This window comes from uncultured Idiomarina sp. (assembly GCF_964010655.1).
GTDB lineage: Bacteria > Pseudomonadota > Gammaproteobacteria > Enterobacterales > Alteromonadaceae > Idiomarina > Idiomarina baltica.
The window spans coordinates 63,752-79,928 of the sequence record NZ_CAXGLS010000003.1 but is presented as its reverse complement, the minus strand read 5'-3'; the positions used below and the strand labels follow the sequence as shown (position 1 = coordinate 79,928).

Annotated in this window: 17 protein-coding genes and 1 tRNA gene; 14 read left to right on the top strand and 4 right to left on the bottom strand. The window is 46.9% G+C overall.

Translation table 11 applies throughout. From position 1 onward, the window contains the following. The first annotated feature begins 3 nt into the window (after positions 1 to 3). The 5 genes from fabZ to ABNS04_RS01795 all read left to right on the top strand — a co-directional run bounded on the left by fabZ (position 4) and on the right by ABNS04_RS01795 (position 4,217). A complete protein-coding gene (gene fabZ / locus ABNS04_RS01815) occupies positions 4 to 462 on the top strand; it encodes a 3-hydroxyacyl-ACP dehydratase FabZ (RefSeq protein ID WP_006956098.1) in 459 nt (152 codons plus the stop codon). Beyond that, positions 462 to 1,229: an acyl-ACP--UDP-N-acetylglucosamine O-acyltransferase gene (gene lpxA, locus ABNS04_RS01810; protein WP_006956097.1), complete on the top strand. Its 768-nt coding sequence runs from the start codon at positions 462 to 464 to the stop codon at positions 1,227 to 1,229. The genes fabZ and lpxA overlap by 1 nt, the downstream gene beginning before the upstream one ends. Next, a complete protein-coding gene (lpxB, locus tag ABNS04_RS01805; protein WP_272977450.1) occupies positions 1,229 to 2,383 on the top strand; it encodes a lipid-A-disaccharide synthase in 1,155 nt (384 codons plus the stop codon). The genes lpxA and lpxB overlap by 1 nt, the downstream gene beginning before the upstream one ends. 75 nt (positions 2,384 to 2,458) lie before the next feature. Continuing rightward, on the top strand, positions 2,459 to 3,379 hold the full coding sequence (locus ABNS04_RS01800; RefSeq protein ID WP_272977449.1) for a glutathione S-transferase family protein: 921 nt from the start codon (positions 2,459 to 2,461) through the stop codon (positions 3,377 to 3,379). A 10-nt stretch (positions 3,380 to 3,389) separates the two neighbouring features. Next, positions 3,390 to 4,217, top strand: a complete 828-nt coding sequence (locus ABNS04_RS01795) for a pirin family protein (protein ID WP_006956094.1) — start codon at positions 3,390 to 3,392, stop codon at positions 4,215 to 4,217. On the opposite strand, the gene ABNS04_RS01790 is transcribed toward ABNS04_RS01795, so the two are convergent. Beyond that, positions 4,214 to 5,860, bottom strand: a complete 1,647-nt coding sequence (locus ABNS04_RS01790) for a response regulator (protein WP_006956093.1) — start codon at positions 5,858 to 5,860, stop codon at positions 4,214 to 4,216. The genes ABNS04_RS01795 and ABNS04_RS01790 overlap by 4 nt on opposite strands. A 105-nt stretch (positions 5,861 to 5,965) precedes the next feature. On the opposite strand from ABNS04_RS01790, the gene ABNS04_RS01785 reads away from it, so the two are divergent. After that, positions 5,966 to 6,928 carry an NAD(P)H-quinone oxidoreductase gene (locus ABNS04_RS01785; protein WP_272977448.1) on the top strand — a complete coding sequence of 321 codons (963 nt, stop codon included), beginning with the start codon at positions 5,966 to 5,968 and terminating at the stop codon, positions 6,926 to 6,928. A gap of 10 nt (positions 6,929 to 6,938) precedes the next feature. Here ABNS04_RS01785 and ABNS04_RS01780 read toward each other — a convergent pair. After that, positions 6,939 to 7,023 (bottom strand) — tRNA-Tyr (locus tag ABNS04_RS01780). Between the two features lie 116 nt (positions 7,024 to 7,139). On the opposite strand from ABNS04_RS01780, the gene ABNS04_RS01775 reads away from it, so the two are divergent. The 7 genes from ABNS04_RS01775 to ABNS04_RS01745 all read left to right on the top strand — a co-directional run bounded on the left by ABNS04_RS01775 (position 7,140) and on the right by ABNS04_RS01745 (position 14,313). Next, complete coding sequence (locus tag ABNS04_RS01775; protein ID WP_006956091.1) at positions 7,140 to 7,622, top strand: VC2046/SO_2500 family protein; 483 nt, start codon at positions 7,140 to 7,142, stop codon at positions 7,620 to 7,622. 36 nt (positions 7,623 to 7,658) lie between these two features. Further along, entirely contained in the window at positions 7,659 to 8,558 is a 900-nt protein-coding gene (gene xerD / locus ABNS04_RS01770) for a site-specific tyrosine recombinase XerD (RefSeq protein ID WP_348671171.1), read from the top strand. 11 nt (positions 8,559 to 8,569) lie between these two features. Continuing rightward, on the top strand, positions 8,570 to 9,292 hold the full coding sequence (locus ABNS04_RS01765; RefSeq protein WP_272977445.1) for a thioredoxin fold domain-containing protein: 723 nt from the start codon (positions 8,570 to 8,572) through the stop codon (positions 9,290 to 9,292). After that, positions 9,289 to 11,001 (top strand): single-stranded-DNA-specific exonuclease RecJ, encoded by a 1,713-nt coding sequence (gene recJ, locus ABNS04_RS01760; RefSeq protein ID WP_348671170.1) that lies wholly within the window; start codon positions 9,289 to 9,291, stop codon positions 10,999 to 11,001. The genes ABNS04_RS01765 and recJ overlap by 4 nt, the downstream gene beginning before the upstream one ends. A 40-nt stretch (positions 11,002 to 11,041) precedes the next feature. Beyond that, positions 11,042 to 12,140 (top strand): peptide chain release factor 2 gene (gene prfB, locus ABNS04_RS01755; protein ID WP_116287553.1). Its coding sequence is split into 2 segments (ribosomal slippage): positions 11,042 to 11,116 and positions 11,118 to 12,140, totalling 1,098 coding nucleotides; the frame shifts between segments, so codons are not numbered across the junction. Positions 12,141 to 12,186: 46 nt separating this feature from the next. Next, positions 12,187 to 13,698 carry a lysine--tRNA ligase gene (gene lysS / locus ABNS04_RS01750; RefSeq protein WP_006956086.1) on the top strand — a complete coding sequence of 504 codons (1,512 nt, stop codon included), beginning with the start codon at positions 12,187 to 12,189 and terminating at the stop codon, positions 13,696 to 13,698. A 132-nt stretch (positions 13,699 to 13,830) separates the two neighbouring features. After that, the gene (locus ABNS04_RS01745; protein WP_272978077.1) at positions 13,831 to 14,313 is read left to right on the top strand and encodes a methylated-DNA--[protein]-cysteine S-methyltransferase; all 483 of its coding nucleotides are present in this window, start codon (positions 13,831 to 13,833) and stop codon (positions 14,311 to 14,313) included. A gap of 37 nt (positions 14,314 to 14,350) precedes the next feature. On the opposite strand, the gene ABNS04_RS01740 is transcribed toward ABNS04_RS01745, so the two are convergent. Together ABNS04_RS01740 and ABNS04_RS01735 are read right to left on the bottom strand one after the other, a co-directional pair. Continuing rightward, positions 14,351 to 14,833 (bottom strand): peptidylprolyl isomerase, encoded by a 483-nt coding sequence (locus tag ABNS04_RS01740; RefSeq protein ID WP_006956084.1) that lies wholly within the window; start codon positions 14,831 to 14,833, stop codon positions 14,351 to 14,353. A gap of 5 nt (positions 14,834 to 14,838) precedes the next feature. Continuing rightward, positions 14,839 to 15,738, bottom strand: coding sequence for a folate-binding protein (locus tag ABNS04_RS01735; protein ID WP_272978076.1), 900 nt, complete (start codon positions 15,736 to 15,738; stop codon positions 14,839 to 14,841). A 74-nt stretch (positions 15,739 to 15,812) separates the two neighbouring features. Here ABNS04_RS01735 and ABNS04_RS01730 point away from each other — a divergent pair, with 74 nt between their 5' ends. Then, complete coding sequence (locus ABNS04_RS01730) at positions 15,813 to 16,085, top strand: succinate dehydrogenase assembly factor 2 (protein ID WP_006956082.1); 273 nt, start codon at positions 15,813 to 15,815, stop codon at positions 16,083 to 16,085. The last annotated feature ends 92 nt before the right edge of the window (positions 16,086 to 16,177 follow it).

The window sequence follows — 16,177 nt, the reverse complement described above, 5'->3', positions numbered from 1 at the left end:
AGGATGTTGAAAGCCACTGACTCTGGATTTGATATTCAAGGTGTACTCGACTTACTGCCACACCGCTATCCATTTTTATTGATTGATCGTGTAATTTCTTGTGATTGCGAGAAAGAGATTCATGCAATTAAAAATGTGAGTTTCAATGAGCCGATGTTTAACGGCCATTTTCCGGGTAATCCAATTTTTCCAGGGGTCTTATTACTTGAAGGCTTAGCGCAAGCAGCGGGACTGCTAGGATTCCGCATCACTGAGCAAAAATCGACTGCAAACGATTTATACTTGTTTGCTGGTATCGATAATGCGCGTTTTAAACGGCAAGTTATTCCCGGCGATACGATTCACTTTCACGTAACGTTTGAAAAAGAGCGTCGTGGTATTTGGAAGTTTTCAGGCCGCGCTGAAGTTGAAGGTGAATTGGCCGCGTGTGCAGACATCATTTGCGCGAGAAGGGAAGTCTAGTGATCCACGAAACGGCAATTATAGATTCGTCTGCTAAACTCGGCGCTAATGTCTCTGTCGGGCCGTGGACATTCATTGGTCCTGACGTAGAAATAGGTGATGATTGCGACATTCGATCGCATGTGGTGATTAAAGGCCCTACGAAAATTGGTGCACGAAATACGATTTATCAGTTTGCCAGCGTGGGTGAGGACTGCCAAGATAAAAAATACGCTGGCGAGCCGACACAACTAGTGATTGGCGACGATAACGTTATCCGAGAATCAGTGACAATTCATCGTGGCACAGTTCAAGATGAGGGTATCACCCGTATTGGTGATCGAAACCTGTTTATGGCGTATGTCCATGTGGCGCACGACTGCATCATTGGTAATGACAACATTTTTGCCAATTTAGTGACGTTAGCAGGTCACGTTCACGTTGGCGATCAAGTCATTCTGGGTGGCTTAACAGGGGTACACCAGTTTTGCCATATTGGCTCGCACGCGTTTGCAGCCGTTAACTCAATCGTTGTACAAGATATTCCACCCTTTATTATGGCACAAGGACATAATGCGCGTCCTCGTACAATTAATTCAGAGGGATTAAAGCGCCGGCAATTTAGTGAGCATGAAATCCGTAATATTCGTCGCGCTTATAAATTGTTATATCGCTCGAGTTTAACGGTAGACGAGGCGTTAGAGCAAATTAGTGCACTTGAAGAGCCGAAACTCGACGAGTTTATTGAATTCGTTAAGCGCTCTCAAAGAGGCATTATTCGCCCCTAATGGATAAACCAGTGATGTCCGTGAAAGTTGCTTTGGTCGCAGGTGAGCACTCAGGAGATATTTTGGGTGCGGGCCTCATGGCGGCGTTAAAATCACGCTATGCAAATATTGAATTCGTGGGTGTTGGGGGGCCTCTTATGGAAAGTGAGGGGCTTCGCTCTTTTTTTCCCATGGAGGACCTATCTATCATGGGCGTGGCTGAAGTCCTTCGGCACTTACCTAAGTTATTAAAGCATCGTAAGCAACTCGTCACGTTTTTACGTCAGCAACAGCCAGATATTTTTATTGGAATTGATTCCCCAGATTTTAACCTTACGATTGAAAAAAGACTCAAAGACGTAGGTATTAAAACCGTTCATTATGTCAGTCCATCGGTTTGGGCGTGGCGAGAAGGTCGGATTAAAGGGATTAAAAAGGCTGTTGATCACGTGTTGTGCCTGCTTCCGTTTGAAAAGCAGTTCTATGATGAGCATGGATTGTCCGCGACCTTTGTTGGACATCCGTTGGCTGATGCTATTCCCCGAGAAACGAATAAAGCCGCCGCAAGACGACAACTGGGGTACCCCGAGTTAGGTCAATATGTGGGCTTACTACCGGGGAGTCGCAAAGGCGAGTTAGCGCGTATGGCGCCGACATTTTTACAGGTCTGTAAGGCACTAAAAAAGACCCATCCCGAGTTAAAGTTTATTGCTCCAATGGTCAATCAGGCGCGTGCGGATGAGTTTACTGCTCTGCTAGAAGATAATGACATGCAGACCGATGTCGAAGTGTGTCTCGGACATAGTAGAGAAGTAATGGGGGCGTGCGATTACCTACTGCTCACATCAGGAACGGTGGCGCTAGAGGCGTTATTAATCAAGCGTCCGATGGTCGTTGCTTATCGTTTTGCTTGGCTTTCTTATCAAATTATTAAACGGCTTTTTCATGCGCCTTTCTTCTCTTTACCCAACCTACTTGCGAATCGGGCTATCGTTCCAGAGTTGGCGCAAAGTGATGCAACGGTTGAACGGATCGTCGCACACATGGAACAGTTAATCGATGAAAACAACCAAGCGCTAGTCGCCGAGTTTGACCGTATCCATCAACAACTCGATCAGTCAGCGAGCGATGTGGCGGCGAATGTGATTTCAGATCTTCTAGAAAATCGAATGTAATCACGGAAAATCTGCGCTAATAATCCTAAAAAATATGTTCTATTATCACTGTAGTTGATAAATAGGAGATCAATAATGGGTTTGTTAGTTGATGGCGAGTGGCATGATAAGTGGTACGACACCAAAAAGCATGGCGGACGTTTCGTTAGAAGTGAGTCACAGTTTCGTAACAGTATCGAGCAGGGGGGCCCTTTCTTGCCAGAGTCGGGTCGCTATCATCTGTTTGTATCCTACGCATGCCCTTGGGCTCATAGAGCTCTAATTTTTAGAAAACTTAAAGGACTTGAGCAACATATTGATGTCTCAGTTGTTCATCCTTTGATGCTAGAAAATGGGTGGGAGTTTTCAGCTGCTCCGCTTAACGATCCGCTCTATCAGTCGGACTTTCTGTACCAATTATATCTGAAAGCTGATCCGAACTACTCCGGCCGTGTCACTGTGCCTGTGTTATGGGATAAGCAACAGGAAACTATCGTAAATAATGAGTCGGCAGAGATCATACGTATCTTTAACTCCGCGTTTAATGATTTAACCGGAAATGAGCTCGATTTTTATCCCGACCATCTGCAACAGGAAATTGATGAAGTCAATGAACGCGTTTATCACGGTATAAATAACGGTGTTTATAAATGTGGCTTTGCGACCGAACAGCGTGCGTATGAAGAGGCATTCAAAGCGTTATTTGACGCCTTAGAATGGGTTGAAGAGCGCCTAGACGGACGTGATTACTTAGTCGGCGACCAACTCACCGAAGCAGATTGGCGATTGTTTACCACGCTAGTACGTTTTGATGCCGTCTATTTTGGCCACTTCAAAGCTAATAAATACCGCATCAGTGATTATCCACGGATGCGTGACTATTTGAGCCGTTTGTTTCACTACCCGGGCGTTTCAGAAACGGTGGTAATGGATCATATTAAGCGCCATTATTATGGCAGCCATAAAACGATTAATCCCACTCAGATTATACCAGTGGGTCCTGAGTTATCATTCTAAGGAGTGGGTCATGGGTGTATTAAAACGCGTTAAGGGGATAGCGGCGCAAGACGGAGCGGGTGTTAAGCTATCTCGCATTATCAATCAGCCTGGCTTTAAACATCAGGACCCGTTTTTAATGCTGGACGAATTTCGCTCAGACGATCCCGATGATTATATTGCTGGTTTTCCACCACACCCTCACCGTGGTTTTTGTACGTTAACTTATATGCTGGCGGGTGAAATGGCTCATGAAGACTCGGTCGGCAACAAAGGGCTTGTTGGAGCGGGAGGTGTGCAGTGGATGAAAGCGGCTCGAGGAATTATCCATGCTGAAATGCCCAAGCAAACAGAAGGTCTTATGTGGGGGTTTCAATTATGGATAAACCTACCTGCCAAATTTAAGATGGATGCGCCCGAATGGTTCGACTACAAAGCAGATGTCATTCCAGAAGTTCATCTTCAGCAAAGTATGTTGCGATTGATCGCGGGTCGTTATGGCGAGCAAGAAGGACCGGTAAATTTACCTGAACAGCGTTTTTTAGTTGCTGACTTACGTTTTTCTGAAGCCAGCAGCGAAAAACTGGATATCATGGCCTACACAACGCAATTGCTATATGTGTATCAAGGCTCGATTACGCTTGACGGTGAGCAAGTTGAACGAGGCGAGCTTGTGGTCTTCGACGGCCCATTGAACACCAGTATTATTCATGGGGAGCAAGGCTCCGGCGTTATGTTGTTGTTGGGAGATGCAATAGGTGAACCTATCAGCCAATATGGTCCCTTTGTCATGAATACGACACAGGAGATAGAGCAAGCTATTCGTGATTACCAACAGGGAAGGCTGACTGAGGCTTAGCTAAGGTTAAAACGAGCAGTTTGTTTAATCAGCTGCTCGTAACGAGCGGCATGTGAATCCGTTAACGTTAAACCTTGTAGCGTACGTAAACATGAGAGGCATTCTTTTTTCAAGAAGCCAATTTCTTTATTCGAGTTTGCTTCGGCACAATATCGAACAGCAGCCTGTATAAAGTTAAGAGCGGCGCCGCTGTTGAGAGGAGCTACTTTTAGTGCTTCTCGGAAACTGTTGAGTGCTTCCTTATAAAAGCGCTCTTCATATTCTTTGATGCCGCGTTCATGTAGCTGTCGGAATTGACTGCGACGTTGTTCAGATCGTTTTACTCGATCTTTTAACAGACGGTCAGTGTATTCATCAACGGAGAACAGCTGTTGATACTGCTTCATAATGTCATCCGCTTTTTCAAATTCACCTAAATCCATCAAAATAGCGACGATATCGAAGCTTACTTCCTCAGGCAACGAGTGGCCTGCTGCTAAATCAACACCAAAAATTTGGTTAAGTCTGTCTTGAGCTTCGCGTAAGCGTCCGTTGAAAGCGTCGATGCGTGACAGTAATACGGACTCGATCGTTTCAAAAGCGATATCTGAATAAACGAGGTTTTCATCGTAGCGCGCACGCTGCAATTCCATGGTCGCTTCAGTTTGATATTTCGCTACTTGCTGGCGCGTTTCCGCATGCTCGGCGGCATCTAAGATGGAACGTAGGTAATTGCACAGATGTTGCACGTTACGATGAACCGAAGTACGGGCGATTTGTAGCACATTGTTCATCGCTTGCTTGGCTATTTCGTAATTCTCTGAATCACGTGCGATGCGTGCTAGTAGGGTCTGCCGCTCGATCGAGAACGGCGCCATAGAAATGGCCATGCGGGCACTATCGAGGGCATCATCGAGTGCCGCCTTGCTGAGGTGACAGCGCGTTCTCAGATCGTGCGCTTCAATCGCATTCGGCATTTTTTTTATAACAATATTTAACAGTTCGAGAGCATCATCAGGGCGTTGCTGAAGTAAACGCGTTTCAGCCAGCTTTAAACTCGCCCAACTCTGACCACCTTCTTCCAATAAACGGGCAATCGCGGCATCAGCGGCCTCAAGTTGACCTGTTTTATTAAACAGTTCAATTTGTAATTTTTGACAGTAGTTGGCATAGCGACTTTGAGCGTCGATATGTTTTTGACAAGCGGTAATACACTGCTGATAGTCTTTATTAAACAACGTTTTGAATACATCTCTTAGCCACATTCTGCGTTTATAAGCTCTTAATAAACGCGCATGTAGAACGCGGTGTGAAAACGGTTTTGTCAGATAGTCGTCGGGCTGAAGCTCAAGTGCACTGAGTACCATTGGTCGCGTGTTGTCGCCAGTGATGATAAAAAATAGCGTTTCAGGCTTAAGCATACCGCGCTGCCGTAACTCCTCGAGCACTTGGCGACCGTTTTTTCCTCGGCCTAAATTGTAGTCGACCAACATAATGTCGTAGGGTCGGCGTGCATAGGCTGCAATGCCCGCTTCACCGGTTCGTTTAGCGTCGACTTCTTTTGCACCGAGATTAATCAAAAGCCCCTTCAACATGACTTGAAAGGCTTTTTGATCCTCAATGATTAGGACACGTTTTTCCGATAAATCCAGTACTTCGCTCATACCGTAGACACTAATAGAAGAATTAATGAAAGCATACTGTCAAACATAAATTATGTTAAGTCTCTACTCGGTTTAACGCGCAATTTAAAGGGAAATAAGTAAATTATGAGAGTAGCATCCATTAAAGAAGGGCAAATTGAGTGGAATGAAGCGGAGCTATCAAAGGAACTCAGTGCTCACCAAGTAAAAATTGAAATTAGCCATGCGGGTATCAATCGCGCTGATCTAATGCAGGTCGCAGGAGCCTATCCACCTCCGCCGGGAGCGTCAGACATTCCCGGGCTCGAGTGTTGTGGTCAGATTGTCGCTGTTGGCGATCAAGTGGATACTTTTGCAGTGGGGGACGATGTCTGCGCTTTGCTTGCCGCTGGGGGCTATGCTCAGCACGTCATTGTTGATCAACAACAAGTACTCCCGCTACCTCAAGGGTGGTCGAAAGCGCAAGGAGCAGGTTGGTTGGAAACTTTCGCGACCGCATATCTCAATGTTTTTCAATTGGCGCGTGTTAAACCGTCAGAGCGAGTGCTGGTGCATGCGGCAGCGGGAGGAGTTGGCACATCCCTGCTTCAATTATGCAAAGAGAAAGGAATTAGTACGGTCGCGGTGGTAGGAACTGACGAAAAGCAAACTTTTTGTCAAAAGCTGGGCGCGAGTTTGTCGATAAATCGACATCATGAGCGAGACTGGAACGCTATAGAGAAAGAAGGTGTTGACGTGATATTGAATCCCATCGGCGGTGACTCTATTGCCCGAGACCAACGCTTTTTAAATACCGAAGGTCGCATCGTGCTAATCGGTTTAATGGGGGGACGTGAGGGCCAGGTCGACTTTGGACGAATGCTAATCAAGCGACAACGTATCATCGGCTCAACGCTCCGAGCACTCTCCGCTGAACGCAAGGGAGCCATTTTGAGTGAATTGTGGGCGGAATTTGGAGACGCATTCAATGCGCGTCGCGTTATGCCAATGATTGATCAAGTGGTGCCAGCAACGGATGTGAATGAAGCGATGGACTACATGCGCGAAAATCGAACGTTTGGAAAAATAGTATTGGATATGAACGCTTAATAAGAAGAATTGGTGGAGGGGGCAGGATTCGAACCTGCGAAGGCTGAGCCGTCAGATTTACAGTCTGATCCCTTTGACCGCTCGGGAACCCCTCCATCAGAAGAGCGCGTATGATAGCAACCTGAACTCTGTTGTAAAGGGTAAACTAAAAAAACTCATTGTTTCTCGTACTTTGCCGATATGACTGATATGTCAGTCAGCGGAGTTAGCAATGCAAGTGGTACGAGAACCACAATTGGATTCCTTTGTTAAAACAGCAGAGTCGTTTGCCAACGAAGCAATCAATGACGGTTTTGCCGCGACTTTTGCTTACTGGGTATCGGCGCTGAGTGATAGGCCTGCCGTTGAAGGGATGACACCACCCGAGCCGAACTGGCAACGAAGGATTGGTGCTGCACGACCACGCCCACTGGATGCTGGCGGTCATTATAAATTGCCGGCTGGCGTTTATAACGATGCTTCTGAGCTGACCCAGCAGCGCCTTGTTGATGCCTTGAATCCGCAACCTCTTGTCTTAGACGCGTCGCCCAATCGTCTGCCATTGGAACTCATTGCAAACTTGGATTGGCAAACGAGACAGCGTCGTCAACGTAGCAAGCTCGTCAAGCAACAGCCGCAGCGACGCTCCAACCCATCTCGTTTGTACGATGTTTTGCAGTCAATGGGTATAGAAGATCAGCAACCTCTCATGTAAGCTGACATCTTTCCAGTTGTCAGTACAAGAATGGGCATGAAAATTCATCCACAAGATGCAGAGCGTATTGAGCAATTTGTTGAGCATTTATGGCTTGCTCACGGTGTGAGTGAGAATACGCAAGCAGCTTACCGCAGTGACTTAAAGAAGTTTTGCGAGTTTTTGGCACAACACAGGTTGGGTCTTCATCAGGTAACATCTACGGTCGTGCAAGATTATCTGCTTTGGCGTCGCTCTCAGGGTCTGTCACCGCGGAGTACATCACGGTTTTTGAGTGCTATGAAAAAGCTGACGCCATACGCCATAAAGTCAGGCTGGTTTGTCACCGATCCGATCGCTAAGCTTAAACGTCCTAAAATGAGCCCCGCAGTACCTCACTCACTGACTGAATCCGATGTGTTGTCCCTATTAGATGCACCTGATGTCGATACGCCCATTGGTTTGCGCGATAGAGCGATGCTCGAAGTATTGTACGCAACCGGTTTGCGAGTAACGGAACTGGTCCGGTTACAATATGACCAAGTCTCATTGGCACAAGGCTTGGTGCGCGTTGTCGGTAAAGGTGATAAAGAACGGTTAGTGCCGTTGGGTGAGGAAGCTATCGAATGGCTATCGCGGTATATGAAGTCGGGTCGTCCAGTCCTCAGCGAGCGTCAGTCGGGGTGGGTGTTTATTACTCAGCGAGGGACGTTGTTAACGCGGCAAGCTTTTTGGTATCGGATCCGAACCTATGCCGAACAGGCCCAGATCAATAGCCATTTGTCGCCTCATACACTGCGTCATGCGTTTGCTACTCACTTGCTTAATCATGGCGCTGACTTGAGGGTACTGCAAATGTTGCTAGGGCATAGCGATCTGTCAACAACACAAATTTATACACAAGTAGCAAAAGAGCGCTTGCAGCAAATGCATGCAACGTTCCATCCACGAGGATAATCGAGGTCAATATGAAGTTGTTTCCTAGTCTTAGCGCCGTTGCGGTGTCGTTCTTGTTTTTGTCGGTCAATGCGCTGGCTGAGCAACAGCCAGACGTGAGTAAATTGGAACGTTTGGGTGTCGAGATCTCAACTATAAAGCCAGCGGGCATTGATGGCCTGTATGAGCTGTCCACTAATCAGGGAATCGTTTACATGACCGCTGATGGTGAACACTTGCTAGTCGGTAACCTGTATCAGTTGGGTGAGGGCGCACCGTTGAATGAAACTGAGCAGGCATTAAAGGCATTGCGAAAAGAAAAAGTGGCTGAACACCAAGATGAAATGATTGTTTATCCATCATCTAAGCAACAGTATGCCATTACTATTTTTACCGATACAACCTGTGGCTATTGTCGGAAATTGCATCACAACTTGGGAAGTTATCTTGATAAAGGCATTACTATTCAGTATTTGGCATTTCCGCGGGGTGGCCTAGCTTCGAAGGGCGGACGGGAATTACAGCAAGCTTGGTGTGCAAAAGATAGCGCCAAAGCGTTGTCATCACTATTCAATGATCAAGCGATCCGCGCCACTACCTTATGCGATAATCCCGTCGCTGAACACTACCAGCTAGGACAAATGCTGGGTGTAACAGGAACGCCCGCCGTAGTTTTACCGAGCGGTCGTATGTTGCCCGGAATGCGAACAGCAGATGCAATCATTGATGAAATTAAAGCTGATAACGAGTTATGACGTTCAAAGTAGTTAAGCGTTATCCGGAGCACTTCGCCGAACAGCTACCAGCGGACTGGCCTGCGATCATTCGACAAATTTTAGCGCATCGAGGGGTTACTCGACCCGAACAACTCGATCTTCGTTTGCAGGGTATGGCGCATTTTTCTCAGTTGCGAGGTATTGATGCGGCATGTGAAGCGATGCTCGAGGCACGTGAACACAATGAAGCGATTGTCATCTGTGGTGACTTTGACGCGGATGGTGCAACCAGTACCGCATTATTGATGTCCGCTCTACCGCAGTTAGGTTTCACCAAAGTCACTTATCGCGTGCCGAACCGAATGACTGAGGGGTATGGCCTTTCAGCAGCGATTGTTGAGCAGCTAGCGGAGCAACAGGTGGGGCTGATACTCACGGTCGATAATGGTATTGCCGCACATGATGCGGCAATACGCGCCGCCGAATTAGGAATCAAGTTAGTCATTACCGATCATCATTTAGCCCCTGCGTCATTACCGCCAGCGGCTGCGATAGTCAATCCTAATCAACCCGGCTGTGAGTTTCCGAGCAAAGCGTTAGCCGGTGTCGGCGTTGCATTTTATCTATTGGCGGCATTACGCGCACGATTGCGCGAAACGGGTGAGCAGACACCCAATTTAGCAGACTTTCTTGACTTGGTGGCCTTAGGTACCGTTGCCGACGTGGTGCCGCTCGATAAAAACAACCGCATTTTGGTTCAGCAAGGCCTCAATCGTATTAAAGCAGGTCAGTGTCGCGCCGGCATACGCGCATTAATTGAGCAAAGTGGTCGCGATATTGCAAAGTTACAAGCGAGTGACTTGGGATTTGCCATAGGGCCTCGTATAAATGCCGCGGGGCGCCTTGATGATATCAGCCTGGGTATCGAATGTTTGCTGGCGTCGTCTGAGCGCGCGCAACAGCTTGCTCAAACATTATGTGACTTGAATAAACAGCGACGGGAAATTGAGGCGGACATGAAAGCTGAGGCTGAGTCCATTGTGAGTCAGCTTCAGCTCGATAATCAAGGTCAGCTGCCGAATGTCATTGTGCTCTATAACGAACAATGGCATAGCGGGGTAATTGGTATCGTCGCAGGGCGTGTAAAGGAGCGAACCCATCGTCCGGTAATCGTGTTTGCTAAAGAAAGTGATACTCATTTAAAAGGCTCCGCGCGCTCAATTGATGGTGTACATATTCGCGACCTGCTTGAGCGTGTGGACACTCAATATCCCGATGTAATTGAACGTTTTGGCGGTCATGCGATGGCCGCTGGACTGTCTTTAGCCGAAGCACAACTAAACACCTTTCAAAGCGCAGTGTCGCAAGCGGCAGCTGATTGGCTGACTGATGAGGTTGTACAACCCGTTATCTGGTCCGATGGTCAGTTATCCGATGAGCAATTAACGGTTGAATTTATTCAGCAACTCGAACGTTTTGGACCTTGGGGACAAAAGTTTCCAGAACCTATTTTTGATGGCGAGTTTCGGATACTGCAGCAGCGTATTGTGGGGGAAAAGCATCTCAAGCTCGTCGTTCAAAGCCCCGAAGGCGGTATTTTCGATGCCATATCGTTTTATTGCGATATTGAGCAGTGGCCCAATCATCAGTGTCAGTGGGTCGAACTTGTCTATAAACCACAACTGAATCATTTTCGCGGACGTACTTCAGTGCAGTTGTTGGTGGAGCAACTGCGCGCTTTGCGGTAAAATACCCGTTTATGCCAATTAAACAACTAAGGGTCATGTGATGTTTGAGACAAACGCCACTTACAACGCCATTAAAGAGATGCGCTCACGTAGTGAGGCACTTAGGGGGTATCTTTGACTACGCTCATAAAAAGGAGCGTTTAGAAGAAGTTACCCGAGAACTTGAACAACCTGAAGTGTGGGATGATCCGCCCAAAGCCCAAAGTTTGGGTAAAGAGCGCGCTGCACTTGAGCAAGTGATTGAAACACTCGATAACTTAGAACAAGGGTTAGAGGATATCGAGGGTTTAGTCGACTTAGCTGTGGAAGCAGAGGATGAAACCACCTTTGATGAGGCTGAACAAGAGTTAAAAGAGTTATTGACTCAGCTAGAGGCGCTCGAATTTCGTCGCATGTTTTCACGCGACAATGACTCATCAGATTGCTACGTGGATATTCAGTCAGGCTCTGGGGGGACGGAAGCCCAAGACTGGGCAAACATGCTATTACGCATGTATTTGCGCTGGGCTGAAGCGCATGAATTCAAAACAGAAATTACCGAGCTTTCTGAAGGTGAGGTTGCGGGTATTAAATCGGCGACAGTGCGTATTGCAGGCGAATATGCTTACGGTTGGTTGCGTACCGAAACAGGCGTACACCGCTTAGTGCGTAAATCGCCCTTTGATTCCGGCAACCGACGCCACACATCATTTGCATCGGTATTCATTTATCCTGAAGTCGACGATGATATTGAAATAGAAATTAATCCGTCAGATTTACGCATTGATACCTACCGCGCTTCTGGTGCGGGTGGACAGCACGTTAACCGGACGGATTCCGCGGTGCGAATAACCCATGAACCCACAGGGATTGTGGTGCAATGTCAAAGCGATCGCTCGCAACATAAAAATAAAGACTCTGCGATGAAGCAATTAAAAGCGAAATTGTATGAGTTAGAGATTCAAAAGCAGAACGAAGATAAGCAGGCGCTGGAAGATTCAAAAGCGGATATCGGCTGGGGCAGTCAAATTCGTTCGTATGTGCTCGATGATGCGCGCATCAAAGATTTGCGTACCGGCATCGAGAACAGAAACACACAGGCGGTGTTAGATGGTGCGCTCGATCCATTTATCGAGGCCAGCTTAAAAAGCGGTCTGTAGCCAAGTTAAGTCGCGATAGAAACGTATTCGAAGAGGAAGCAAGATTATGACAGATAAGTCGCAAACGCCAGAAGTTGATGTAAACGAACAAATCGCGCAACGAAAAGCGAAGTTAGCGGCGTTACGCGAGAAGGGCGTTGCCTTTCCAAATGACTTTCGCCGTGATTCACTGGCAAAGGATCTTCACGCTGAGTATGACGAGGCGGACAAAGAGTCGCTTGAGCAACAGGGCGTTCGCGTTAAAGTCGCGGGTCGAATGATGACCCGTCGTATCATGGGTAAAGCGAGTTTTGCGACGATTCAAGATATGTCGGGAAAAATTCAGCTATACGTAGCCCGTGATAACTTGCCAGAGGGTTTTTATAACAGCGAATTCAAAAAGTGGGACTTAGGCGACATCATTGGCGCCAGTGGCGTATTGTTCAAAACCGGGACAGGCGAACTGAGTGTGTTAGTCGACGACGTGCGTTTATTGACCAAGGCGCTGCGTCCTCTGCCAGATAAGTTTCACGGTTTGGCGGATCAAGAAACACGTTATCGTCAACGTTACCTTGACTTGATTACCAATGAGGAGTCTCGTAACACGTTTTTAGTGCGTTCGCGCGTTATTGATTACATTCGTCGCTACCTTAACGAACATCAATTCCTGGAAGTTGAGACGCCAATGATGCAAACCATTCCAGGCGGAGCTGCTGCGCGTCCATTTTCAACTCATCATAACGCGTTAGATATGGAGCTATTCCTAAGAATCGCTCCAGAGCTTTACCTCAAACGTCTCGTCGTCGGTGGTTTCGAAAAAGTATTTGAAATAAACCGCAACTTCCGTAATGAGGGATTATCGACTCGTCACAACCCTGAGTTCACCATGTTGGAGTTTTACTGGGGCTACGCAGATTATTTCGATTTGATGGATATGACGGAAGATATGCTACGGGGTATCGCTCAAGATGTATTGGGTTCAACCACATTTGAAAGTGGTGGCGTGACTTATGACTTCGGCCAGCGCTTCGAGCGCATGACGGTGTTAGAGGCGATTATTAAATATATGCCTGAAGTTACCGAGGAGCAGCTCAACGACCGCGAACAGGCGACCGCTATCGCAGAGCAAGTCGGTGTGGATGTCAATTCGGCTTGGGGTCTAGGAAAGATCCAGATTGAGATTTTCGAAACCGTTGCTGAACATCGTTTGATTCAGCCTACATTCATCACGGCGTATCCAGCAGAGGTGTCACCTTTGGCACGTCGTAATGACGAGAATCCATTTGTGACCGATCGCTTTGAGTTTTTTGCGGGTGGACGCGAGTTGGCCAATGGCTTCTCGGAGCTGAATGATGCAGAAGACCAAGCGCAACGCTTCCGCGATCAAGTGGAAGCTAAAGAGGCGGGCGATGATGAAGCGATGTTCTATGATGAAGACTATGTCACAGCGCTTGAACACGGCATGCCGCCAACCGCGGGTGAGGGTATCGGTATTGACCGTTTAGTGATGTTGTTGACAGATTCATCGACCATCCGAGACGTACTCTTATTCCCTCATATGCGTCCTAAAGCAGATTAAGTCCAAAATAATCTAACAGCCACCCTTGCCGGGTGGCTTTTTTTTGGTCTACCATTTAATAAATTAGAAAAAAGAGACAAGGAAACGTTCTTTACTATTCAATTTTATTAAACGTTATGCTTTGGAGATTGAATGTACCACTTAGAGTTTGACACACCGCTTGGGCACATGGTGGCTATGGCGAATGAGGCACATCTGACGGGTCTTTATTATAAAGATCAAAAAAATGTGCCAGACTTAAGCCATTCGGTTGTCAACCATAAGCATCCTGTGTTGGTGCAAACACAAACGCAACTTGAAGAGTACTTTGCTGGCGCGCGTCAGAAATTTAGCCTGCCTTTAAGAGTAAAAACGACAGAATTTCAACAGCAAGTGCTTTCGACACTTACACAAATAAAACCAGGCGACACATTATCGTATCAGTGTATTGCTCAGCGTATTGGACGACCCAAAAGCGTACGCGCTGTTGCTAATGCGGTTGCGAGAAATCCATTTATTATCGTCATTCCCTGTCACCGTGTGATAGGCATAAAAGGTGAACTAAAAGGTTTTTCGGCGGGGGTGCATCGAAAGCGAGCACTCATTAATCGAGAGCAAAAATTAAGGGGCGAATAATCGCCCCCTAATTCATTAACCGTTAATCACTGAGTGATTAGTGGTCTTCACCATCTGCGTGAACGTGACCGTGTTCAAGTTCTTGCTCAGTTGCGTCACGTACTTCGACAACTTCAACGTCAAAGTTTAAGTTTACACCTGCTAATGGGTGGTTACCATCGACAGTCACTTCGTCGTCATTAACTTCGACGATGATGACTGATTGGTCGCCTTGGTCGGTGCTTGCACGGAACTGCATACCGGGTTGAACATCGTTTTCGCCAAACAAGTTACGTGGAACTGTTTGGATCAAACCTTCGTGACGTTCGCCGTATGCTTCTTCAGGACCGATTTCGGCGGTAAATTTCTCGCCGACTTCTTTACCTTCCAATGCATTTTCTAAACCAGGGATCAGCATGCCTCGGCCATGGATAAAGCTCAGTGGATTGCCTTCCTTAGACTGATCCAATGTTTGACCTTCAGCTGTCTTAACAGTGTAATGGATGGCGACCACTTTATTCGGGGCAATTGCTTCGCTCATAATAGTTAACCTAATTGATACGGCAGTGTGTGTATTTCCAAGAGACCATCGTCGTCACCTTGCAAACGGAGTGGGGTATCGATCTCAATATCGATCGGTAATACCACTAAACCATCTACTTGGGTGTCGGTACGATTCACTGCCATAATTATCGTACCTCCTCGACGCCAATTTTCGCCCACTTTCCGCTCAACCTGCGCGCCCACCTCAAAGGGGGCGTGTGCAGTACCACTTACACGAAATAGTGCGCGTTTTTGTTTACCCAAGTAACGCATTCGGGCAACAGTCTCTTGGCCGATATAACAACCTTTCTTAAAATCAATTCCGTCCCACGCTTGTACATTCAACATCTGGGGTACGAATTGTTGCGTAAGTTCACTTATAAGTTGAGGACGCACTCGCTCTATTTCAAGGGCATCCCATAACTTTTCGTCAGAATTTGATTCGATTTCTGATTTATATACTAGCACGAACTGATTTGGCTCGCTTCCAACCTTAAGTTTTGCAATAAGATCGGCCTCATTAGGAAGTTCAAATGTCTCGCTTGAACCCACTAAACCGATCAAATTGAGGTCTGACGATTTATCTTCAAAAGTGACTTTATTAAACACGCCATACTTTTCAAACTGTGCCAATGAGGGTGCGATAGCTGAATGTTTTAATATCAGCCAAAACTCATTATCGCTGTGGCAGTAGAGCCAGAATACGCTCAACGTTTTGCCGGTCGGTTCACAGTGGGCCGAATAACACAGATCACCCGGTTTGAGTGCATTAACGTTAGCCGTCAGTTGTCCCTGCAAAAAGCTGCGCGCATCGTCTCCAGTTACCGAAAGGAGTCCATAGCTCGCTAACGGACACAGTAACGTTTGGTCAGTAGAAGTGAGTTCTGACATGACTTTGCTCATTTAAAAGGCTCCTTTCATTGCCATGTCATGCTAATATGAGGCTATTGAAATTGAATTCAAGGTTGGGAGTAAAAATGTTCACACTAAAACAATCTGAGGAAGCATTAAAAGACAAACGACGGCTTAAATGGGCTTGTCGTCGCGGAATGCTCGAGTTGGATGTGTTGTTTGAACCCTTTGTCGATGAAGCGTATGACCACTTAAGCGAGGAAGACAAAGCGATTTTCCGCCGCCTTGTAACGTGTGACGACCCAGACTTGTTCGCTTGGTTTATGGGTCATAAAAAATGTCCTGATGCTGAACTTCAGCACATGGTTGACCTGATGTTGGCGCGCGTAAAAGTTTAACGGTTATGCTTCATCTGCAGTCTGAAAACAGGCTGCTTTCGGTCAGCGAAGATAGCTTACAATGGTGGGTCGATGGTCAGTTGTGGGCGGGC